This window comes from Streptomyces sp. A3M-1-3 (assembly GCF_024213665.1).
Lineage (GTDB): Bacteria > Actinomycetota > Actinomycetes > Streptomycetales > Streptomycetaceae > Streptomyces.
The window spans coordinates 317,560-337,446 of record NZ_JANAVP010000003.1 but is presented as its reverse complement, the minus strand read 5'-3'; the positions used below and the strand labels follow the sequence as shown (position 1 = coordinate 337,446).

The following is a 19,887-nucleotide window of genomic DNA, read 5'->3' as shown; positions in this document are numbered from 1 at the left end:
ATAGGGCCAGATTCAACGACATGGAGACCTCGATGCCGGAGAGCGGCCAGACCCGGAACAAGCCCGACCACATATCCGCCGAGCGGCCGCCCGCACCGGGGGGCACCGCTGCGCGCCGCACCGGCTTTCTTGTCACGCTGGTGCTCGGCGGGCTCACCGCGCTGCCGCCCCTCTCCATGGACATGTACCTGCCGGCGCTGCCGGAGGTCACCCGCTCGCTGTCCAGCCCCGCCGCGACCGTCCAGCTCACCCTGACCGCCTGCCTCGCCGGCATGGCGCTCGGCCAGCTCGTCGTCGGACCCATGAGCGACCGGTGGGGCCGCCGCCGCCCGCTGCTCACCGGCATGGTCGTGTACGTCATCGCCACCGCCATCTGCGCGTTCGCGCCCACCGCCGAGATGCTGATCGGCTTCCGGCTGCTCCAGGGACTGGCCGGCTCGGCCGGCATCGTGATCGCCCGCGCGGTGGTCCGGGATCTCTACGACGGCGTCGAGATGGCCCGGTTCTTCTCCACCCTGATGCTCATCTCCGGCGCCGCCCCGATCATCGCGCCGATCATCGGCGGCCAGGTCCTGCGTATCACCGACTGGCGAGGCGTCTTCTACGTCCTGACCGCCATCGGTGTCGTGCTCACCCTCGTCGTGGCGAAATGGCTGCACGAGACCCTGCCACAGGACAGACGGCACAGCGGCGGCGTCGGCCAGGCCCTGCGCACCATGCGCTCGCTGCTCGCCGACCGGGTCTTCACCGGCTACACGCTGGCCGGCGGCCTCGCCTTCGCCGCGCTCTTCGCCTACATCTCCGCCTCACCCTTCGTGATGCAGCAGATCTACGGCGCCTCCCCGCAGACTTTCAGCCTGCTCTTCGGACTCAACTCGATCGGCCTGATCGCCGTCGGCCAGATCAACGGCAAACTGCTGGTCGGCCGGGTCAGCCTCGACAAGGCACTCGGCGCCGGCCTTGCGGTCATCACCCTCGCCTCGGCCGCCCTGCTGCTGATGGCCTCCGGCGTCTTCGGCGAGGTCGGCCTGGTGCCGGTCGCCGCCGGCCTCTTCGTGCTGATGTCCGCGATGGGCCTGGCGCTGCCTAACACCAACGCACAGGCACTGATGCGCACCCCGCACGCGGCCGGCTCCGCCTCCGCGCTCATCGGCACCACCTCTTTCCTCATCGGCGCCCTCGCCTCCCCGCTCGTCGGCATCGCCGGCGAGGACACCGCCGTCCCGATGGCCGTCGTACAGCTGCTCTGCGCCCTCGGCTCCACCGCCTGCTTCCTGGCCCTGTGCCGCCCCTGGCAGCGGACTGACGCTCGGCCGGCCGCAGGAACGTAAACTTCGCTGGTGACCAGCACCACCCCCACCGCGGAAGCCCTGCGCAGCGCCCTTGCCGGGCTACTCGACGGGCTGCCGCCGAAACAGGCCGCGCAGGCCGTCGAGCGGCTGATCGCCAACTACCGCGGCCGCACCCCGACCGACGCCCCGGTGCTGCGGGACCGTTCCGACGTCGCCGCGTACGCCGCGTACCGGATGCCGGCCACCTTCGAGGCGGTACGGTCCGCGCTGGCCGGGCTCGCGGCCGCCGCGCCCGGCTGGGCCCCCGGCAGCCATGTGGATGTCGGCGGCGGCACCGGCGCCGCGACCTGGGCGGTGGACGCGACCTGGGCGGAGCCCCGGACCACCACCGTGCTGGACTGGGCCGAACCGGCCCTCGCCCTGGGGCGGGAACTGGCCTCCCACGCGCCGTCCGCGTCCCTGCGCGCCGCCGACTGGCAGCGCCGCACCATCGGGGCCGGCCTCCAGCTGCCGGCCGCCGACCTGGTCACCGTCTCGTACGTCCTCGGCGAGCTGACGCCGGACGCGCGCCGCGCGGTGGTCGCCGAGGCGGCGCGCGCCGCGCAGGCCGTCGTACTGATCGAGCCCGGCACCCCCGACGGCTACCTCCGCATCCGCGAGGCGCGCGAACAGCTGACGGACGCCGGGCTGCGCGTGGCCGCGCCCTGCCCGCACAGCGGCACGTGCCCGATCGTGCCCGGTGAGGACTGGTGCCACTTCTCGGCCAGGGTCAGCCGGTCGTCGCTGCACCGGCAGGTGAAGGGCGGCTCACTCGCGTACGAGGACGAGAAGTTCAGCTATGTCGCGGCGGTCCGCTTCCCGGCGGACCCGGCGCAGGCCCGCATCACGCGCAAGCCGCAGATCCGCAAGGGCCTGGTCCTGCTCGACCTGTGCACGGTGGAGGACGGCCTGCGGCGCGACACGGTGACCAAGCGTCAGGGCCCGCTCTACCGCGCGGCGCGCGACGCGGACTGGGGCGACGCGTGGCCGCCCCAGCCGGAGGACTCTACTCAGGGCGGATGACGGGGCAGGGCGCTGGTGCGTTCGTCGCCCCAGCGGTGGATGCCGAGGCCGATGCGGCCTCCCGGACTTCGCGCAGCTCAAGGGTGCAGCACTTCACGCTGCCGCCGCCCTTGAGGAGTTCGCCCAGATCCATCCCGATCGGCTCGTAGCCGCGGGCCCGCAGCCGCGGGAACAGGCCGACGGCCGCCTGCGGCAGCAGCACGTGGCGGCCGTCGCTCACCGCGTTGAGGCCCAGTGCCGCGGCGTCCGCCTCCTCCGCGATGATCGCGTCCGGGAACAGCCGGGCGAGTACGGCCCGGCTGCCGGGGGAGAAGGCGCCGGGGTAGTACATGACCTCGTCGCCGTCCAGCACGGCCAGCGCGGTGTCGAGGTGGTAGTAACGCGGGTCGACCAGGTCGAGGCCGATGACCGGGCGGCCGAAGAACTCCTGGGCCTCGTCGTGCGACAGCGGGCTGGAGCGGAAGCCTCGTCCGGCGAGGATCCACGACGCGGTGACCAGGAAGTCGCCCTCGCCCTCGTTGATGTGCGCGGGCTCGTGGATCTCGGTGAAGCCGTGGGTCCGGAACCAGTCGAGGTGCGCCTCGGCTTCCGCAGCCCGCTCGGGGTAGGCGAAGCGCGCGCCGAGGACCTTGCCGTCCACCACGGTCGCGCCGTTCGCGGCGTAGACCATGTCCGGGAGGTCGGGGCGGGGGTCGAGGAGTTCGACGGTGTGGCCGAGCGCGCGGTAGCGGTCGCGCAGGTCTTCCCACTGGGCGAGGGCGAGGGGCAGGTCCACGGGCTTCGTCGGATCCATCCACGGGTTGATGGAGTACGTCACCTTGAAGTGGACCGGGGGGCACATCACGTAGCGCCGGGGTGTGGCGTCTCTGTGCAAGGAGGGCTCCTCATGACGACGGTCGCGCCCGAGGGTGGCCGGGCGTCAGAGAATCGTCTCTCCTCAAGCGTCACCGCACAGTGAACTGTTCGGGTGGTTTACGGGAGGCCGCGTGGAACACAAGTGGACAGCGGTGGCCGGAAGGCAGTACAGAGGCGAGACGCCACGTCTCGTAGGGCTGCTGGGCTGGGGGCATGGCAGACACCGCACGGCCCGCGCAGTCCGCAGCCGCCAAGGCGCCGGACTCCACCCGCCGCAGCGAGCGCTCCCGGCGCGCGATTCTCGACGCCGTACTCGCCCTGGTCGGCGAGGTCGGCTACAACAAGCTGACCATCGAGGCCATCGCCGCCCGCGCCGGCGTCGGCAAGCAGACGATCTACCGCTGGTGGCCGTCGAAGGCGGCCGTACTCCTCGACGCCTCCCTCGCCCTCGCCGGGGACGCCGAGACCGAGGGGGAGTGGGCCGGGTTCCCCGACACCGGGGACCTCGCCGCCGATCTGAAGTACGTACTGCGCGCCACCGTCGACGAGTTCAACAACGAGAAGTACGACGCCCCGGCCCGCGCCCTCACCGCCGCCGGCGCCACCGACCCCGAACTCGGCCGGAAGTTCACCGAGCAGCTCCTCGAGCCGCAGCTCGCGCTGTACGAGCAGCGGCTGCGCTCCGCGCAGCAGGCCGGCCAGGTCGCCGAGGACGCCGATCTGCGGATCGCGCTCGAAATGCTGCTCGGCCCGCTCACCCACCGCTGGCTGCACCGCACCGCACCGCTCAGCCACGCCTACACCGACCTGCTCGTCGACCAGGTACTGCGAGGCATCGGCCCCCGCTGAGCCGCTGCCCTGCCCCAGCCCTTGCCCCTGCCGCAGGCGCGCCGCTACCGCCTGACGGCCGGCGTACGGGCGAGCAGCTCCGGAGCGTCCGTGATGATTCCGTCGCAGCCGAGCCGCAGGGCCCGGTCCCGCGCCTTCGGGGTGTTCACCGTGTGCGCCCACACCCGGGCGATGCCGGACCGCACCGCCCGCCGCAGGTCCGTGTCGCGCGCCCCGTGGTCCACGTCCAGGACGTCCACGAAGCTCCGCCAGCTGCGCGGATCGTCGGTCCGCAACTGCCGCGCCGAGCGCCACAACTGGGCCGTCAGCCCCTTGTGATGCGCCCGCCGGGCGACATCCGGCCGGTTGGTGTTCACCAGCACGGAGCGGGAGAGCCCCCGCCGGTGGATGGCGCGGGCCAGCCTCCCGAGACTGTCCGGGTCCTTGGCCTCCAGCATCACCAGGGTCCGCCCGCCGAAGCGGTCCAGCACCTCGTCTACCGTCGGCGGACGCTCGCCTCCCGCCCGCAGCCGTACATCCCGCCAGTGGCGGGCGGTGAGTGCCCGTACCGGGCCGGAGGACGTGGTCGTACGGTCCAGGGTCGCGTCGTGCATGACGACGAGCGTCCCGTCCCGCAGCATCCGGGTGTCGGCGTCGATGACCTGCGCGGCGCCCCGCTCGTACGCGGCGGCCAGCGCGGCCATGCTGTTCTCCGGCGCCTCCAGCGCGCCACCGCGGTGTGCGGTGTACACGGTGCGGGGGAGCGTGTCCCATGTCACCGGGCGGCCGCCCCAGCCCAGCGGTGCCGGGCCGTTGGCCTGTGCGGCGAGGGACAGGGCGATCAGCGCGGCCGGCAGAGTCCTCGTGACCATGGACATCACGCTAGGCCGAAAAATCCGCATATGAGCAACAATGACACCCGGCTTGTGGCGTCATCGCACGTACCCCGGTTGAGGAGTGCGGTCACGCGGGGCGCAGGATGGTGGGACGATGTGAAGGTCCGCCGGGGCCAACGGTGAGGTGAGGGGATAGATGGGCGAGGAGTCGGGCCGCTACAACCGCGGTGAAGAGAGCCGGATTTCCCAGTGGCTGCGCCGCAGGCAGAAGCCCTCTGCCGATCCGGGCGCGGGACGGGAGAGTCTGCTCCTGGCCGCCGCCGCCGCAGGCCTGCCGCTCGCCCCCGCCGCCCATCCCGCGGGCTACCGGTGTTCGTGCGACCGTGTCGGCTGTCCCACTCCAGCGCGGCATCCCGTCTCCTTCGCCTGGCAGACCCAGTCCACCACCGATCGCGCCCAGATCGAGCGTTGGGCACGCAATCAGCCGCAGGCCAACTTCATCACCGCGACCGGCATGGTCCACGACGTCCTCGACGTGCCGCTGGACGCCGGGCGGAACGCGCTGGAGCGCCTCCTGAACGCAGGCATCGACGTGGGTCCGGTCGCCGAATCGGGCGCCGCCAACGGCCAGAGCCGGATGCTGTTCTTCACCGCCACCCGCGGCACCCCCGAGGACGAGGACGAGTGGTGGCCGTGTGAGCTGGACTGCCACCCCGAGACCATGGACGAGCACCCCGGTCTGCGCTGGCACTGCCGCGGCAGCTATGTCCTCGTACCGCCGGCGCAGTTGCCCGACGACCGGAGCGTGGACTGGATCCGCGGGCCGGAGCACCCGCTGCCCGATCCGCTGACCCTGCTGGAGACCCTGACCGACGCCTGTGCGCAGTACGCGGGCGAGGGCCACGAGCACCACCCGGTCGCCTGGCCGCTCGGCCGCTGACGGCCGGCCGAAGGACGCAGGCTCAGGAGCCCTTCGCGCCGACCAGGCCCTGGATACGGTTGAGGAAGGCAACCTGCGGCTTCGCCGAGCCGATCGCCGGTACGGTCACCGCCTGACTGGACACCCGCTCCTTGGTGAGCGTGCTGGTGATCGTGCCGCTCATCAGCGCCTTCACATCGGGGCTGACCTGCAGGCGCACACCCTTGGCCGCCGTCTGCTGCTCGTAGTGGCGGGTGGCGAAGAACACCAGCGCCCCCCCGTCCTTCGTGCGCAGCCCGAGCGGCGCGAACATCCCGGTGTCCAGCGCCTGATCGACGTACTGGGTGGAAATGCCCGGCCGGCGGGCGTTCTTGCTGCGCTCGTCCCGCCACTGGGTGGTGTGCTGGCCCGGCACGAAGTCCGCGGGCTTGCCGCTCTGCAGATACGTGGCGTACTGCTTGCTCAGCTCCTGCGGGGTCGTCGCGAGGCTGCTGTCGGCCGGCGCCACCGGCTCCGCGAAGCCGGCCTTGTCCGTCTTGAACGCGGGGATCTCGTCCGGCGCGAGGATCGACAGATAGGCGACCTCCCACAGCTGATCGGCGCCGCCGCGGACGAAGACGAGCACCCAGCGGTTGTCCTGCGGGCCCTGGTCGGCGTCGCGGTTGCTGTCGGTGTCCGCGACGAACCAGCGTGGCCAGCCCGCCTTCTTGGGAATCGTGAACGTGGCGTCCGCCAGCTCCAGCGGTACGTGCTGCGGATTGCCGTTCGGGTTGTTGATGCCCTTGGCCTTGAGGCCCGCCTGGTTGATGGCGCCGAGCGCGCCAGTGACCCGGCCCGCGTCGAGCGCCGGGTCGAAGGCCCGGTCGGCCTTGTTGTACGCGTCGGTGAAGTCCTTCACGGCCTGCGCGGCCTCAGCCTTCGTCGCCGACGGTACGACCTCCAGCTCGCCGTGCACCGTCACGCACCCGCTTGCCGTCACCGTCAGCACCGTCACCGCGGCCGTCAGTCCGGCCAGCCGCCTCAGCCTGCTGCTCATGCGTACTCTTCTGCTCCTTCGCCCCACCGACCGTCCGAAGCCTACCCGTGCCGCAGCGGCGAGTCCCTCCCGGCTACCGGGATTAATCGCAGTGCGCCGGGCTTCAGCCCGGTGGTGAAGCGATTCTGTGAACTGCTCTGACCTGTGGGTTGTAGGGGACGGTTCTGCTGCTCGATGTACTGGCGGACGATGCTCAGGGGCGTGCCGCCCACGGACCCGGCGAAGTAGGAGCCGGACCACAGCTTGTTCGCGCGGTAGTAGTGCCGTACGAGGTCGGGGAACTCTTGCCGCATTCTGCGAGAGGACATGCCCTTGAGGCTGTTGACCAGCTTGGAGATGGCGACTTTGGGCGGGAAGTTCACGAGCAGGTGGACGTGGTTGGCCTCGCCGTTGAACTCGGTCAGCTCGGTCTCGAAGTCGGCGCAGACCGCGCGCATGATCTCTTCCATGCGCCTCAGGTGGGTGTCGGTGAACACATTGTGACGGTATTTCGTCACGAAAACCAAGTGCGCGTGCATGAGGAATGCGCATTGTCTGCCAGTTCTGATCTCTCCATGCTGGGCGATAAGCCAACCGTAGTACGGTCGTGCTTGTGCAGCTTCGTTACGCCTTTCGCATCGAGCCGACGCCGGGTCAGCGCCTGGCGCTGAACCGGGCGTTCGGCTGTGTGCGGGTGGTGTTCAACGACTGTCTTCGGGCCCGGCGGGACGCGCACCGGGCGGGCTTGCCGTATCCGAAGTCGTCGGAGTTGTCGAAGCGGTTCATCACCGAGGCGAAGACAACCCCCGGGCGTTCCTGGCTCGGGGAGGTGTCCGCAGTGGTTCTGCAACAGTCGTTGCGGGACCTGGATGCCGCCTACTCCCACTTCTTCGCGAGCGTCAAGGGCACCCGAAAGGGTCCCAGGATCGGCGAGCCGCGGATGAAGTCGAAGCGGGACAGTCGGCAGGCCGTCCGGTTCACCGCCAATGCCCGCTGGTCCATCACGGCGGACGGCAGACTGAACCTGCCCAAGATCGGGAAAGTGAAGGTCCGCTGGTCACGATCCCTTCCGTCCGTGCCGTCCACAGTGACCGTGCTCAAGGATGCGTCCGGCCGGTACTGGGCATCGTTCGTCGTGGAGACCGATCCGGCAGCCGACATCCTGCCCCCGCTCGACGCGGATCAGGGCATCGACCTGGGCCTGACCCATTTCGCCGTCATGGCGGACGGCTCCCGCGTCAGGTCGCCACGATTCCTGCGCCGGGCGGAGAAGAAACTCGAACGGGAACAGCGCCGCCTGTCCCGCAGGGCCAAAGGCTCGAAGAACCGGAACAAGCAGCGGATCAAGGTCGCCCGCGCGCACGCGAAGGTAGCCGACGCGCGCAAGGACTTCCACCACAAGCTGTCCACCAAGCTGATACGCGAGAACCAAGCGGTCAGCGTGGAGAGCCTGAGCGTGAGGGGCCTCGCCCGTACACGCCTGGCCAAGTCCGTGCACGACGCCGGCTGGTCCGCTTTCGTGCACATGCTGGAGTACAAGGCCGTCCGGCACGGCCGCACCCTGACCAAGGTGGACCGGGCTTTCCCGTCCTCCCAGATCTGTTCTACCTGCGGACACCGCGACGGACCCAAACCCCTGCACATCCGCGCCTGGACCTGCCGCCAGTGCGGAACCCACCACGACCGCGACTGGAACGCCTCAAAGAACGTCAAGCACGAAGGACGCCGCATACGAGCGGCGACTCCTTAAGACAGCACCATCCACCCCCGGGCCGGGGGCCTCACACCGGTAACGGCGCGAGTAAACGCCTGCGAAGCGCATGTAAGACCAGGATTCTTCCCGGCAGCGCGCACAACCCCCACCGATGGTGGGAAGGAACCAGGAACCCCACTCAAGGCGAACCGTGACAACGGGCACCAGGGAGAGAATCGCCCCCGTTCACGAGGGCGAGGAGGTCAAGAGAACAGCGCCCGCCCCCACCAGTCTTCCTTGTCGCGGACGCCCGGCGGGACGGCGAAGACGGCCGAACCCACGTGCTGGATGTACTCGTTGAGGACGTCGGCGCGCGCCAGGCTGCGCTGCACCGGGATGAACCCCTTGCGCATGTCCCGCTGGTACGCGAGGAAGAACAGGCCCGCGTCGAGGCGGCCGAGGCCGTCCGTGCCGTCGGTGAAGGAGTAGCCGCGGCGCAGCATCCGGGCGCCGTTGTTGGTGTCCGGGTGGGCGAGACGTACATGCGCCGTCGGCAGCATCGCCTTCAGGAACGGCTCTTCGCGCTCCTGGGACTTGCCGACCGGCGCGCCCTCGGCCTTGTCGCGGCCGATGATGTCCTCCTGCTCCCGCAGGGAGGTGCGGTCCCAGGTCTCGATGTGCATCCGGATGCGGCGTGCCACCAGATACGAGCCGCCCGCCAGCCACGCGGGGCCGTCCTTCTCCGCGACCCACACGTGCTGGTCGAGGGCGTCGGCGTCGGTGCCGGAGATGTTCCGGGTGCCGTCCTTGAAGCCCATCATGTTGCGCGGGGTCTGCGCCTCGGGCGTGGTGGACGACGTCTTGCCGAAGCCGAGCTGCGACCAGCGGATCGCGATCTCGCCGAAGCCGATCCGGGCCAGATTGCGGATCGCGTGCACCGCGACCTGCGGATCGTCCGCGCAGGCCTGCACACACAGATCGCCGCCGCTGCGCGCCCCATCGAGATTGTCGCCGGGGAACAGCGGCAGGTCGACCAGCCCGTCCGGCCTGCGGTCCGCCAGACCGAAGCGGCCCTTGGCGAACAGCGACGGACCGAAGCCGATGGTCAGCGTCAGCCGCGACGGCTTGAGCCCGACCGCCTCACCGGTGTCGTCCGGCGGGGCCTCGGGCAGCCCGCCGAAGGCGCCCTCGCCGACCGCGTGCCCACGGGTCATCAGATCCGCGGCGGCCGTCCAGTCCTTGAGGAGCCGGACCAGCGCCGCCCGGTCCTTCGTCGTCACGTCGAAGGCGGCGAAGTGCAGCCGGTCCTGTACGGCGGTGGCGATTCCGGCCTGGTGTACACCGTGGAAGGGCACGGCCGCGCCCGCCGCCGCGGCGGGGGAGGGCGCGTCCCCGGGACGCAGCGCGACAGCGGCGCCGCCGGCCGCGGCGGCACCGAGCGCCAGCCCGGCACCGCCCCAGCCGAGCAGGGACCGGCGGGACGGGGCCGCCACCGCCTGGCCGGCGGCCTCTGCGGGTGCCTCGGTCTCGTCGGGCTCGGGCCCGGCAGGTGTCTTGGTCTCGTCGGACATGGCGCCCCCCGCTACTTGACGACGGCCGCGGCGAGCTGGGACAGCGGCTCCGCGAGCGCGTTCACGCCGTCGGAGAGCTCCTTGCGCTCGGGTTTGCCGACCTTGTCGTACGAGGTGAAGACGTAGCCGCTCTTGTCCGCACGGTACTTGTCGAGCAGGGCGTTCAGCGCCGCGAACTGGATGTCCAGCTCCCTGGCGAGCGCCGGATCGTTCTTCGAGGCGACCGGCTTCAGCAGCTCGTACGACTTCTGCGCGCCCTCGACGTTGGCCTTGAAGTCCACCAGGTCGGTGTGGCTGTAGCGCTCCTCCTCACCGGTGACCTTGCCGGTGGCGACCTCGTCGAGGAGCTCCTTGGCGCCGTTGGCCATGGAGGTCGGGGTGATCTCGGCCTCGTTGACCTTGTCCTGCCACCCGGTCAGGTCCTTGACCAGCAGGTCGGCGAGCTCGGTCTCCGCCGGGCCGAGCTTCTTGTCCTGCCACAGCGCCTTCTCCAGCCGGTGCCAGCCGGTCCACTCCTGGCCCTTCTCCAGACCGTCCTCGCGCAGGTCGACCTTCGGGTCGATGTCGCCGAAGGACTCGGCGACCGGCTCGGTGCGCTCCCAGCCGATGCGGGAGTCGGCGTACGCCTTCTTGGCCGCTTCGATGTCGCCCATCCTCACCGCGTCCGTGAACACCTTGACCTTGGGCAGCGTCTCGTCGGCCTGCTGCTGAACGTACGTGCGGTACTCGGCGACGGCCGCGTCCAGCTTGGGGTCGCGCTTGACGGCCTTGCCGCCGCCGGTGGCCCTGACCTTCTGGCGGATGCCGTCGCCCTTCATGCCGGGCTTGCAGGCGATCTCGTAGTCACCGGCCTTGACCTCGGCGGTGATGTTCGCCTTGGTGCCGGAGCCGATGTTCTCGCGCTCGGTGACGACCCGGTCGTCGGGGAAGAGGAGGTAGACCTCGGTGACCTCGGAGCCCTTGTTCTCCACCGCGAACTGGACCTTGCCGGCCGGGAACTCCTTCGCGGAGACCTGGCAGGACGTGTCGGTCGCGGTCACCGTGATCGCGCCCTCGACCTTCGCGTCGCTCTTCTCGGCGTCCGCGCAGCCGGTGACGGCGGTCAGGGCGGCCACGGTGGCGGCAGCGGTCACGACGGAGAAGCGGGCGGGTCTCATACGGGCTCCAAGGGCGGCGGCGGTGAGGCAGACCTAACTTAACTGAGGCTTACCTCACCAGTACCCATGCGTCCAGTGATTCAGCTCACCGCTGGTCTCTCCTCGGGACTACCAGCGGTGCCCCGCCGTGCGGATGCGCCAGCACCTCGACCGGCTGCCGGTAGACGCGGCTGAGCAGTTCGTCGCCGAACACCTCGGCGGGCGGCCCGTCCGCCGCGATGCGACCGCCGTGCAGTACGGCCGTCCGGTCCGCGTACGCCGCGGCGAGCCCGAGGTCGTGCAGGACGACCACCACCGCGTCACCAGCCGAGGCCCGCTCCCGGCAGATGCGCAGCACCAGCTCCTGATGGCGCAGATCGAGCGCCGCCGTCGGCTCGTCGAGCAGCAACAGGGGTGCCCGCTGGGCCAGTACGCGGGCCAGCGCGACCCGGGCCCGTTCGCCGCCGGACAGCGCGGAGAAGGGGCGCGGCGCGAACTCGGCCACCTCGGTGGCCGCCATGGCCTCGGCGACCGCCTCGTCGTCCGCGTCCTCGTGCTCCGTACCGGCCCAGGGCGCGCGGCCCATCCGTACGACATCCGCCACCGGGAAGGGGAAGGACAGCGCGGCGGACTGGGGCAGTACGGCGCGCCGCAGCGCGAGTTCGGGCGGCGTCCAGGCGGCGGCGGGGCGCCCGTCGATCCGTACCTCTCCGGCCGCGGCGGGGAGATCCGCGGCGACGGCGGCCAGCAGGGTCGACTTCCCCGCGCCGTTGGGGCCGACCAGAGCCAGCACCTGGCCGGCGCGGACGGTCAGGTCGATGCCGGCGAGCACCTCCCGCCGCCCCAGGCGCACATGGAGGCCCCGTACCTCGGCGGTGGCCGCGCCGGGCGGGATGCGCGACGGCAGCTCTCGGGTGCGTACCCGTACCCCTGCCCTGAACAGGTCCTTCAGCCGCAGCTGTCTCATGCCCAACCGCCTTGTCTGCGGCGGGTCCTGCGCAGCAGCCAGAAGAAGAAAGGACTGCCGAAGAGCGCGGTGAGCACGCCGAGCGGGAGCTCGGCGGGGACCGCCACCGTGCGCGCCGCGAGGTCGCCGGCGACCAGGACGACCGCCCCGCCCAGGGCGCTGCCCGGGACGAGGAAGCGGTGGCCCGGACCGTTCGCCATCCGCAGCAGATGCGGGACCAGCAGCCCCACGAACGTGATGATGCCTGCCACGGCGACGGCGGCAGCGGTGAGCAGCGCGACGACGAGGACGAGGACGATCCGCAGCCGTTCCACGTCGACTCCGAGGTGGCGGGCGGGACGCTCGCCGAGGGCCAGCAGGTCCAGCTTGCGGGCGTAGAACGGGGCGACGACCAGGCCGAGGGCCGCGCAGGGGAGTACGGCGAGCACCTTCGGCCAGGTGGCCTGGGACAGCGAGCCCAGCTGCCAGAAGGTGATCTGGGTGATCTGCGCGTTGTCGGCGAAGAAGATGAAGAGGCCGATCAGCGCACCGGCGAAGGCGTTGACGGCGATGCCGGTGAGGATGAGCGTGACCACTTCGGTGCGCCCGCCGGAGCGCGACAGCGCGTACACCAACAGTACGGTCGCGAGCCCTGCCGTGAACGCGCAGGCTGTCACGGTCCAGTTGCCGAAGAAGCTCAGGCCCAGCGCGATGGCGCCGACCGCGCCGACCGCCGCGCCCGCCGAGATGCCGATGACGCCGGGCTCGGCGAGCGGGTTACCGAACACGCCCTGCATCAGGGCGCCGGCGCAGCCGAGCGAAGCGCCGACGAGCAGCGCGAGCACGACGCGCGGCAACCGGACGTTCCACAGGACGCTCTCCCCGATCCGGTCGAGTGCGGCGCCGCCGAGCCCGGTCCGGTGCTGGACGGAGGCGAGGACGTCACCGAGGGAGATGCGGTACGCGCCGAGTCCTGCGGACAGCAGGCACAGGACGAGCAGGGTGGCGAGGAGTGCGGCGGTGAGTGCGTATGGGGTGGGTCTGCCCTTGGGCAGGGTGGGCTTGCGCTGGGGCGCGGTGCGTTCGGGTGGGGTGTGCTCGCCGTCGGGCGGGGTGCCGGGGCCGGCGCCGCGCCGGGGCGTCTCCTCGGGCCGCGAACGTTCGGCGGGGGCGTGGTCGGCACCGGTGTTTGTGTTCGCGGCCCTGCGGGGAGCGCCCCGACACGACCCCTCACGCGCGGTGGCCGACGGCGGGGTCGGGGGCTCGGCGATCACGGGTACAGCTGCTCGATCAGGGACTTCAGTACCTGGTCCGTGCGGGGGCCGTAGTTGAGCAGGACGCCGTCGTCGATGGAGATGACCCGGCGGTCCATTCCAGCCGGGGTTTCCCCGACGCCCGGGATCTTCACCAGGCCGTCCACACCGCCCACCGAGGCAAGTCCCTTGCTCATCACCAGGATCGCGTCGGGCGCCGCCTTCGCGAGAGCCTCCGACGTGATCGCCGTGAAGTCCTTGTCCAGCCCGGAGCCCGCGTCGACCGCACCCGCGGCTTCCAGCAGCGAACCGGCGCCCGAGTCGCGGCCGCCGAGCAGATAGACGGAGGCGGTGCCGCGCAGATAGAGGAAGGCCACGCGCGGCTTTCTGGCGGGCGGCGGAACGGCCTTCTGTACGGCGGCGATCCGGTTTCGCGTGCGCGCCTTCAGCTCTGTGCCGGCCGCTTTGACGCCCAGGGCCGCCGCCACTGAGTCGATGCGCGTGGCGATGTCGTCGAGGCTCTTCGCGGGCTCGACCACGACGAGGGGGATGCCCGCGTCCCGGATCTGGCCCACGGCCTCGGCGGGGCCGGTAGAGGTGTCGGCGAGGACCAGCGTCGGCTTCAGTGACAGTACGCCCTCTGCGGAGACATCGTGCGCCCGGGTCACCACCGGGAGGTCCTTGGCCTGTTCGAAGGTGGCGGTGATGTCGCGGGCGACGACCTGGCTGCCCAGGCCGAGGGTGTGGACGATCTCGTTGAGGCTGCCGGTCAGCGGCACGATCCGGTCGGCCGAGGAGACCGTGACCCTGCTGCCGTCGGCGGACCGCACGGTGACGGGGAGTTCCGGCTTCGGGACGGTGGACAGCGGCTCGACCCGGTCCGAAGTGTGCTCCTGCGGTGGGGTGGTGGCTGTACACCCGGCGAGGGCAAGGACGACTGCGGAGATGAGTGCGGCGGCTGGCGTACGCACGGGCACCGTCCTGTCGGTCGAAGGGTTCCGGGTCGGGCTAGCTTAGGTTAGCCTTACCTCGCTTCGCCAGACCTCGGAGGGAGCCTGATGCCGTCGTTCAGACCGGCTCGTGTGTGTGCCGTCGCGCTCGTCGCGGTGTTGTTGGGGGCATTCGTGCCGGCAGCCCACGCTGGGGGCCGCACCGTGCAGGGCGGCCGGCTCGACTGGGGCATCAAGTCCTCCTTCCAGAGCTATGTCACCGGGCCGGTGGCCAAGGGCAGTTGGCGGCTCAGGGGTGGCGCGGCCACGGCCGGTGGGAGCCAGTTCCGCTTCCACTCCGCCACCGGTTCCTACGACCCCGACAGCGGCGCCTTCCGGGCCGGCTTCTCCGGCGGCGTCCGGTTCGTCGGCCACCGGAAGCCGGACGGCTCGTATGAACTGGACCTCACCATCAGCCGTCCCACCGTGCGGATCTCGGGGGGCAGCGGCACGCTGTACGCCGATGTGGTCAGCCGGAGCACCGCTTCCTCTCAGGTCGCGCTCGCCTCGCTGTCCCTCGCCGGCGTGAATATGCGGGGAGGCGGTACGCCCGTCGTCCTCACTGGCGTTCCGGCGACGCTGACTTCGCAGGGTGCCGCGGCCTTCGCCGGGTACTACGCCGCCGGTACGCAGCTGGACCCGGTGAGTCTGTCCGCCGATGTGGTCGCCTCGGCTACTCGGAAGCCGGTGGAGAAGGAAGGGACGGATGGAACGGCTTCGGGTGACATCGTTGATGCCGCCGTTGACTGGGGGGTGCGCCGCACCTTCCGTGAGTACGTGACCGGCTCGATCGCCCGGGGCAAGTGGACGCTGTCCGCAGGCGCCCAGGACGGCGGAGCGCTCTTCCGCTTTCCGCGCGGCGAGGGCACGTACGACGGCAGGAAGGGCATCCTGGCCGGCGCCTTCGCCGGAACCGTGCGCTTCACCGGGCGGCACCTCGACCTTGCTCTCAGCAAGGTCGAAGTGCGGGTGAAGGGCGGCCGGGGGACGCTCTCCGCCGACGTCACCCGGCAGGGCGCGACTCAGGAAGCCGTTTCCCTGGTCACCTTCGATGCGAAGGGCCTCAGGGCGTCGGCGGGGCTTGTCACTCTGACCGAGGCGCCCACGACGCTGACTCCTCAGGGCGCCAAGGCTTTTGACGATATGTATACGGCGGGCACCGAGATGGATCCGGTCTCGCTGGCCGTCGTTCTCGACCGGAAGGCGCGGCTCCCGGCCCTCCCCGACCTGGGCAGCCAGACCTCCGCCCCGCCGTTGGCGACGCCGACGCCCGGCGCCAGGAACGCTACCGCCGTCGCCACCTCGCCCTCCTCGGACACCGGTACGTACGTGGCAATCGGCGCGGGCGTGCTCGTCGCCGTGGCCGCCGTACTGCTCGTGGTGCGCAAGCGACGCATGTCCGGCCTCAACTGACCTTCTCAAGGAGACCTCTGACCATGGCTCTTACCCGCCGTCCGGTCGCTTTCGCGGCCGCCGTCGCCACCGCGACCGCACTCGGTGCGACCGTGCTCGCCCTGCCCGCGCTTGCCGCGGACCCCGTTGCCGCGCCTGCGGTCAAGCCGCCGCTGAAGATCGTCGGGGGCACGCTCGACTGGGGCGTCGTGCAGCGGTATCGCGACTATGTGACGGGTGTGCCGCCGCGCGGAGCGAACGGCACGATCACGGTCGCGGACGGCGCGAAGCGGAACGCGGACGGAACCTTCAACTTCGGGGGCGCGGAGGGCGCGTACGACCGGGACACGCATATTGTGAAGGCCGCCTTCGACGGCAGCGTGACCTTCTCCTCGCCCGCGCCGCCCCAGGGCCACGGTTTCGAGGTGAAGCTCTCGGACTTCCAGTTCGACACCGGTACGCAGAAGCTGACCGCGGACGTCACCAAGGGCGCCGCCACCAAGCAGGACGTTCCGCTGGCCGACGTGAAGGTCGCCGGTCCGTCGCTGGAGAACCTGGCCACGACGCTCACGAAGGAGGCGGCCGAGGAGCTCGGCGGGCCGTACGAGGGCATCGCCGGTGATCCGCTCACGGTGAAGCTGGAGTTCGAGCAGCCTACGACTCCGAAGCCGACTCCAACTCCCACGGTTACGGTCACGCAGCAGCCCACGCCGACTCCGAAGCCGACGGCCGTGACGTCCAAGCCGGCGGAGGACGGTGCGGTTCTCGACGGCACGCTGACCTGGGGGCTGAAGGAGTCCTTCCGTAAGTACATCCAGAGCGGCGGCGAGATCACGGCCACCCGTGGCGCCACGAAGAACGGCGACGTCTTCGACTTCTCCTTCGTCAAGGCCGACCTGGACGCCCGCGAGCTGAACGCGTCGTTCACCGGCAGCGTCCGGTTCGCCTATGCCGCCCACGGCATCAACATGACCTTCAGCGACGTCAGGATCGAGACGGCCGGCGCCGCGGGCACCCTGGTCCTGGACGTCACCACCTCCAAGGGCACCAAGGAGGGCGTGAAGTTCGCGACGCTCGACCTGTCCACGGCGGACTACACCGCCAAGAACGGCATCGTCCAGCTCAAGAGCATCCCGGCGGCCTTTACGGCTGACGGCGCCGCGCAGTTCGCCAACGACGCCACGGGCTCGATGTACAAGAAGGGCGACCCCCTCGATCCGGTGACGCTCTCCCTCGCCCTGGACAAGGACGCGGACCTTCCGGACGGCGGCACCTCAGGCACCACCGGCGGCTCCCCGGGTGGTACGACCGGGGGTACGGGCGGCGCCGTCGGGGGATCGGTGGGCGGGAACCTCGCCGCCACCGGTGCCGAGGTTCCGGCCGGCCCCCTGCTAGCCGCCTCCGGCGCGATCGTCGCAGCCGGCGCCGCGGTTGTCTTCGCCGCCCGCAGGCGGCGCCCCTCAGGTGCTTGAATGCCGGAGTGAGTGAACTCGACGTACTTGACGCACCGCACGTACTGGACGTGGTCAGGGTCTTCTGCGGGCCCGACGGCCGCCACGGCAACCCGCTCGGTGTCGTGCGCGACGGGCGCGCGTATCCCGACGAGGCGTCCCGGCAGGCGCTCGCCGCCGAACTCGGCTTCAGCGAGACCGTGTTCGTCGACGACCCCGAGCGCGGGATCATCGACATCTACACGCCCGGTCTCCGGCTGCCCTTCGCCGGGCATCCGCTCGTCGGCGCCGCCTGGCTGCTGGACGTCGAGGAGCTGCAGCCGCCGGCGGGCGAGGTCTGGGCGCGCAGCGACGGCGAGTTCACCTGGATCACCGCCCGGCCGGAGTGGGCCGCGGGCCGCCGTACGCAGCGGTACGCGACCGTCGCCGAGGTGGACGCCCTGCCCGGCCCGCCGCCGGGTGAGGGCTGGCTGTACGCCTGGGCGTGGGAGGACGAAGCCGCCGGCCGGGTGCGGGCCCGGGCCTTCCCCCGCCGCGGTGACGGCATCGTGGAGGACGAGGCGACCGGCGCCGCGGCCCTGGTGCTCACCGCCGAGCTGAACCGTGCCCTGAACATCACGCAGGGGCGCGGTTCCCAGATCCTGACCGCACCCGGACCCGACGGCACGATCGAGATCGGCGGCCGGGTCCGGTGGGCGGCACGAGGCTGAGCATCAGGCGCTGATACGGAACTCCTGGCCCAGCTCGCGGAACACCGCGCCGTTGAAGTCGAAGGCGCGCTTGCACTCGTCGATGATGCGCTGCTTCTCCAGGTCGTCCGCGTTCACCGCGTCCAGCAGCTCCCGGTACTCCCGCTTGAACGCCGCAGGGTTGGCGATCTCCTCGAAGACGTAGAAGCGCACACCGTTGCCCTTGCGCGCGAAGCCCCAGGTCTTCTCCGCCTTGTCGCGGATGATCTGGCCGCCCGAGAGGTCGCCGAGGTAGCGCGTGTAGTGGTGCGCGACATACCCGGCGGGCCAGGTCCGTGCGCACTCGGCCACCCGCGCCGCGTACGCCGCCGTGGCCGGCAGCGGCGCCAGGCCGGCACGCCAGTCCGGACCGCGCAGATGGGCGAGGTCCCGTTCCAGCTCGGCCATACGCATCAGCTCGGGCTGTATGAACGGGCCCGCGACCGGGTCGTCCGCCAGCGACCCGGCGGCGTCCTCCAGGGCGCGGTAGACGAACCACAGCTGCTCGGTGTAGCGCGTGTACGCGTCGACGCCGAGCCGCCCGCCGAGCAGGTCGCTCATGAAGGTCGAGGTCTCCGCCTCCGTGTGCTGCTCGTGCGACGCGGTACGGATGAGTGTGGAGAAGGCGTCCAAGACGGACCTCCGGGGCCGAGGGACAGGGAAGGAAGAGCCGCGGGGGCAGCCGCCCCCGCGATCCTCCTACTTAGGCATACCTAAGTCAATGGTTCCCGACGTCCTGTCGGTAAAAACCTTACGCCCTGGACGGGATCACGGCAGCGTGAGAATCTCCGCCCCCGTCGCCGTCACCACGAGCGTGTGCTCGAACTGCGCGGTGCGCTTGCGGTCCTTGGTCACCACGGTCCAGCCGTCGTCCCACATGTCGTACTCGTGGGTGCCGAGCGTGAGCATCGGCTCGATGGTGAACGTCATCCCCGGCTGGATGTCGGTGGTGGCGTGCGGGCTGTCGTAGTGCGGGACGATCAGGCCGGAGTGGAAGGACGAGTTGATGCCGTGCCCGGTGAAGTCGCGCACGACGCCGTAGCCGAACCGCTTCGCGTACGACTCGATGACCCGGCCGATGATGTTGATCTGGCGGCCCGGCCTGACCGCCTTGATGGCGCGGTTCAGCGACTCGCGGGTCCGCTCGACGAGCAGCTTCGACTCGTCGTCGACGTCCCCGCAGAGGTACGTGGCGTTGTTGTCTCCGTGCACCCCGTTGATGTACGCCGTGACGTCCAGGTTCACGATGTCGCCGTCCTGGAGCACCGTGGAGTCCGGGATGCCGTGGCAGATGACCTCGTTGACGGAGGAGCACAGCGACTTGGGGAAGCCGCGGTAGCCCAGGGTCGACGGATAGGCCCCGTGGTCGCACATGAACTCGTGCGCGACCCGGTCCAGCTCGTCCGTCGTCACGCCGGGCTTGATGAGCTTCGACGCCTCCTCCATCGCCTGGGCGGCGATCCGCCCCGCGATACGCATGCGCTCGATCGTTTCGGCGTTCTGCACCTCGGGCCCCGAGTACGGCGTGGGCGCGGGCTTGCCCACGTACTCGGGACGCCGGATGTTTCCGGGGACGGAACGGATGGGAGAGATCTCCCCTGGTACGAGCAGCGACTGGCCAGACATGAGAGCGAGTGTATCCAGCGCGGATCGGGCAAGCTGGCGGCAGAGAGAGGAGCCGACGATGGCCCTGTTCAAGAAGCGCACGGTGGGCAAACCGGGCGAGTGGTACTACTGCCTCGTGCACCGGAAGGTCGAAGAGGGCCCGGAGTGCCCGGCGAAGGACCGCTTCGGTCCCTACGTCAGCCGCGAGGAGGCCAACCAGGCGATGGAGACCGCGCAGGAGCGGAACCTCGAGTGGGAGACCGACCCCAAGTGGCACGACGCACAGCGCGGGGGCGAGGACACCCCGGCCTGACGA

General features: G+C 70.8%; 19 protein-coding genes and 1 pseudogene. 9 read left to right on the top strand and 11 right to left on the bottom strand.

Translation table 11 applies throughout. The features are described 5' to 3' along the window. Nucleotides 1-20: 20 nt before the first annotated feature. Together NLX86_RS05260 and NLX86_RS05255 are read left to right on the top strand one after the other, a co-directional pair. Nucleotides 21-1,331, top strand: coding sequence for a Bcr/CflA family multidrug efflux MFS transporter (locus NLX86_RS05260; RefSeq protein ID WP_254370384.1), 1,311 nt, complete (start codon nt 21-23; stop codon nt 1,329-1,331). Nucleotides 1,332-1,340: 9 nt separating this feature from the next. Further along, nucleotides 1,341-2,354: a small ribosomal subunit Rsm22 family protein gene (locus NLX86_RS05255; protein WP_254370383.1), complete on the top strand. Its 1,014-nt coding sequence runs from the start codon at nt 1,341-1,343 to the stop codon at nt 2,352-2,354. Here NLX86_RS05255 and ddaH read toward each other — a convergent pair. After that, the gene (gene ddaH, locus NLX86_RS05250) at nt 2,338-3,228 is read right to left on the bottom strand and encodes a dimethylargininase (RefSeq protein WP_254370382.1); all 891 of its coding nucleotides are present in this window, start codon (nt 3,226-3,228) and stop codon (nt 2,338-2,340) included. The two genes, NLX86_RS05255 and ddaH, sit on opposite strands and share 17 nt — an antisense overlap. Before the next feature lie 194 nt (nt 3,229-3,422). On the opposite strand from ddaH, the gene NLX86_RS05245 reads away from it, so the two are divergent. Next, the gene (locus tag NLX86_RS05245; RefSeq protein ID WP_254370381.1) at nt 3,423-4,058 is read left to right on the top strand and encodes a TetR/AcrR family transcriptional regulator; all 636 of its coding nucleotides are present in this window, start codon (nt 3,423-3,425) and stop codon (nt 4,056-4,058) included. Between the two features lie 44 nt (nt 4,059-4,102). Here the strand turns inward: NLX86_RS05245 and NLX86_RS05240 are convergent, their stop codons facing one another. Continuing rightward, nucleotides 4,103-4,909, bottom strand: a complete 807-nt coding sequence (locus NLX86_RS05240) for a glycerophosphodiester phosphodiesterase (protein WP_254370380.1) — start codon at nt 4,907-4,909, stop codon at nt 4,103-4,105. A 160-nt stretch (nt 4,910-5,069) separates the two neighbouring features. On the opposite strand from NLX86_RS05240, the gene NLX86_RS05235 reads away from it, so the two are divergent. Continuing rightward, complete coding sequence (locus tag NLX86_RS05235) at nt 5,070-5,813, top strand: bifunctional DNA primase/polymerase (protein ID WP_254370379.1); 744 nt, start codon at nt 5,070-5,072, stop codon at nt 5,811-5,813. A gap of 22 nt (nt 5,814-5,835) precedes the next feature. Here NLX86_RS05235 and NLX86_RS05230 read toward each other — a convergent pair whose 3' ends face one another. Both NLX86_RS05230 and tnpA read right to left on the bottom strand, forming a co-directional pair. Next, the gene (locus NLX86_RS05230) at nt 5,836-6,828 is read right to left on the bottom strand and encodes a hypothetical protein (RefSeq protein ID WP_254370378.1); all 993 of its coding nucleotides are present in this window, start codon (nt 6,826-6,828) and stop codon (nt 5,836-5,838) included. Between the two features lie 155 nt (nt 6,829-6,983). Then, nucleotides 6,984-7,394 (bottom strand): annotated as a pseudogene (gene tnpA / locus NLX86_RS05225) (IS200/IS605 family transposase); the annotation flags it as partial. Nucleotides 7,395-7,420: 26 nt separating this feature from the next. Here tnpA and NLX86_RS05220 point away from each other — a divergent pair. Further along, a complete protein-coding gene (locus NLX86_RS05220) occupies nt 7,421-8,557 on the top strand; it encodes a transposase (protein WP_254370377.1) in 1,137 nt (378 codons plus the stop codon). A gap of 206 nt (nt 8,558-8,763) precedes the next feature. On the opposite strand, the gene efeB is transcribed toward NLX86_RS05220, so the two are convergent. From efeB to NLX86_RS05195, 5 genes are all read right to left on the bottom strand, one after another. Further along, nucleotides 8,764-10,071 carry an iron uptake transporter deferrochelatase/peroxidase subunit gene (efeB, locus tag NLX86_RS05215; protein WP_254370376.1) on the bottom strand — a complete coding sequence of 436 codons (1,308 nt, stop codon included), beginning with the start codon at nt 10,069-10,071 and terminating at the stop codon, nt 8,764-8,766. Nucleotides 10,072-10,082: 11 nt separating this feature from the next. Next, the gene (gene efeO, locus NLX86_RS05210; RefSeq protein WP_254370375.1) at nt 10,083-11,228 is read right to left on the bottom strand and encodes an iron uptake system protein EfeO; all 1,146 of its coding nucleotides are present in this window, start codon (nt 11,226-11,228) and stop codon (nt 10,083-10,085) included. An 85-nt stretch (nt 11,229-11,313) separates the two neighbouring features. Then, complete coding sequence (locus NLX86_RS05205) at nt 11,314-12,174, bottom strand: heme ABC transporter ATP-binding protein (RefSeq protein ID WP_254370374.1); 861 nt, start codon at nt 12,172-12,174, stop codon at nt 11,314-11,316. After that, nucleotides 12,171-13,208: an iron ABC transporter permease gene (locus NLX86_RS05200; RefSeq protein WP_254370417.1), complete on the bottom strand. Its 1,038-nt coding sequence runs from the start codon at nt 13,206-13,208 to the stop codon at nt 12,171-12,173. Before NLX86_RS05200 ends, NLX86_RS05205 begins: the two co-directional genes overlap by 4 nt. Nucleotides 13,209-13,423: 215 nt before the next feature. Beyond that, a complete protein-coding gene (locus NLX86_RS05195; RefSeq protein WP_308409546.1) occupies nt 13,424-14,377 on the bottom strand; it encodes an ABC transporter substrate-binding protein in 954 nt (317 codons plus the stop codon). A gap of 87 nt (nt 14,378-14,464) precedes the next feature. Here NLX86_RS05195 and NLX86_RS05190 point away from each other — a divergent pair, with 87 nt between their 5' ends. Genes NLX86_RS05190 through NLX86_RS05180 form a run of 3 tightly spaced genes read left to right on the top strand, consistent with a single transcriptional unit; the run spans nt 14,465 to nt 17,948 of the window. After that, nucleotides 14,465-15,808, top strand: a complete 1,344-nt coding sequence (locus NLX86_RS05190; RefSeq protein WP_254370372.1) for an HtaA domain-containing protein — start codon at nt 14,465-14,467, stop codon at nt 15,806-15,808. A 23-nt stretch (nt 15,809-15,831) separates the two neighbouring features. Further along, the gene (locus NLX86_RS05185) at nt 15,832-17,259 is read left to right on the top strand and encodes an HtaA domain-containing protein (protein ID WP_254370371.1); all 1,428 of its coding nucleotides are present in this window, start codon (nt 15,832-15,834) and stop codon (nt 17,257-17,259) included. Nucleotides 17,260-17,267: 8 nt separating this feature from the next. Beyond that, nucleotides 17,268-17,948, top strand: coding sequence for a PhzF family phenazine biosynthesis protein (locus NLX86_RS05180; RefSeq protein WP_254370370.1), 681 nt, complete (start codon nt 17,268-17,270; stop codon nt 17,946-17,948). 3 nt (nt 17,949-17,951) lie between these two features. Here the strand turns inward: NLX86_RS05180 and NLX86_RS05175 are convergent, their stop codons facing one another. Both NLX86_RS05175 and map read right to left on the bottom strand, forming a co-directional pair. Then, the gene (locus tag NLX86_RS05175) at nt 17,952-18,599 is read right to left on the bottom strand and encodes a heme oxygenase (biliverdin-producing) (RefSeq protein ID WP_254370369.1); all 648 of its coding nucleotides are present in this window, start codon (nt 18,597-18,599) and stop codon (nt 17,952-17,954) included. Nucleotides 18,600-18,734: 135 nt separating this feature from the next. After that, nucleotides 18,735-19,592, bottom strand: a complete 858-nt coding sequence (gene map / locus NLX86_RS05170; protein WP_254370368.1) for a type I methionyl aminopeptidase — start codon at nt 19,590-19,592, stop codon at nt 18,735-18,737. Between the two features lie 58 nt (nt 19,593-19,650). Between map and NLX86_RS05165 the strand changes: the two genes are divergently transcribed. Further along, the gene (locus NLX86_RS05165) at nt 19,651-19,884 is read left to right on the top strand and encodes a hypothetical protein (protein ID WP_254370367.1); all 234 of its coding nucleotides are present in this window, start codon (nt 19,651-19,653) and stop codon (nt 19,882-19,884) included. Nucleotides 19,885-19,887: the final 3 nt, after the last annotated feature.

What these genes read in the sequence shown, in the direction of transcription:
- NLX86_RS05185 (WP_254370371.1), top strand. Translation starts at nt 15,832, where the DNA reads ATGGCTCTTACCCGCCGTCCGGTCGCTTTCGCGGCCGCCGTCGCCACC.
- NLX86_RS05235 (WP_254370379.1), top strand. Translation starts at nt 5,070, where the DNA reads ATGGGCGAGGAGTCGGGCCGCTACAACCGCGGTGAAGAGAGCCGGATT.
- map (WP_254370368.1), bottom strand. Translation starts at nt 19,592, where the DNA reads ATGTCTGGCCAGTCGCTGCTCGTACCAGGGGAGATCTCTCCCATCCGT.
- NLX86_RS05245 (WP_254370381.1), top strand. Translation starts at nt 3,423, where the DNA reads ATGGCAGACACCGCACGGCCCGCGCAGTCCGCAGCCGCCAAGGCGCCG.
- NLX86_RS05165 (WP_254370367.1), top strand. Translation starts at nt 19,651, where the DNA reads ATGGCCCTGTTCAAGAAGCGCACGGTGGGCAAACCGGGCGAGTGGTAC.
- NLX86_RS05240 (WP_254370380.1), bottom strand. Translation starts at nt 4,909, where the DNA reads ATGGTCACGAGGACTCTGCCGGCCGCGCTGATCGCCCTGTCCCTCGCC.
- NLX86_RS05205 (WP_254370374.1), bottom strand. Translation starts at nt 12,174, where the DNA reads ATGAGACAGCTGCGGCTGAAGGACCTGTTCAGGGCAGGGGTACGGGTA.
- efeO (WP_254370375.1), bottom strand. Translation starts at nt 11,228, where the DNA reads ATGAGACCCGCCCGCTTCTCCGTCGTGACCGCTGCCGCCACCGTGGCC.
- NLX86_RS05190 (WP_254370372.1), top strand. Translation starts at nt 14,465, where the DNA reads ATGCCGTCGTTCAGACCGGCTCGTGTGTGTGCCGTCGCGCTCGTCGCG.
- NLX86_RS05230 (WP_254370378.1), bottom strand. Translation starts at nt 6,828, where the DNA reads ATGAGCAGCAGGCTGAGGCGGCTGGCCGGACTGACGGCCGCGGTGACG.
- NLX86_RS05260 (WP_254370384.1), top strand. Translation starts at nt 21, where the DNA reads ATGGAGACCTCGATGCCGGAGAGCGGCCAGACCCGGAACAAGCCCGAC.
- efeB (WP_254370376.1), bottom strand. Translation starts at nt 10,071, where the DNA reads ATGTCCGACGAGACCAAGACACCTGCCGGGCCCGAGCCCGACGAGACC.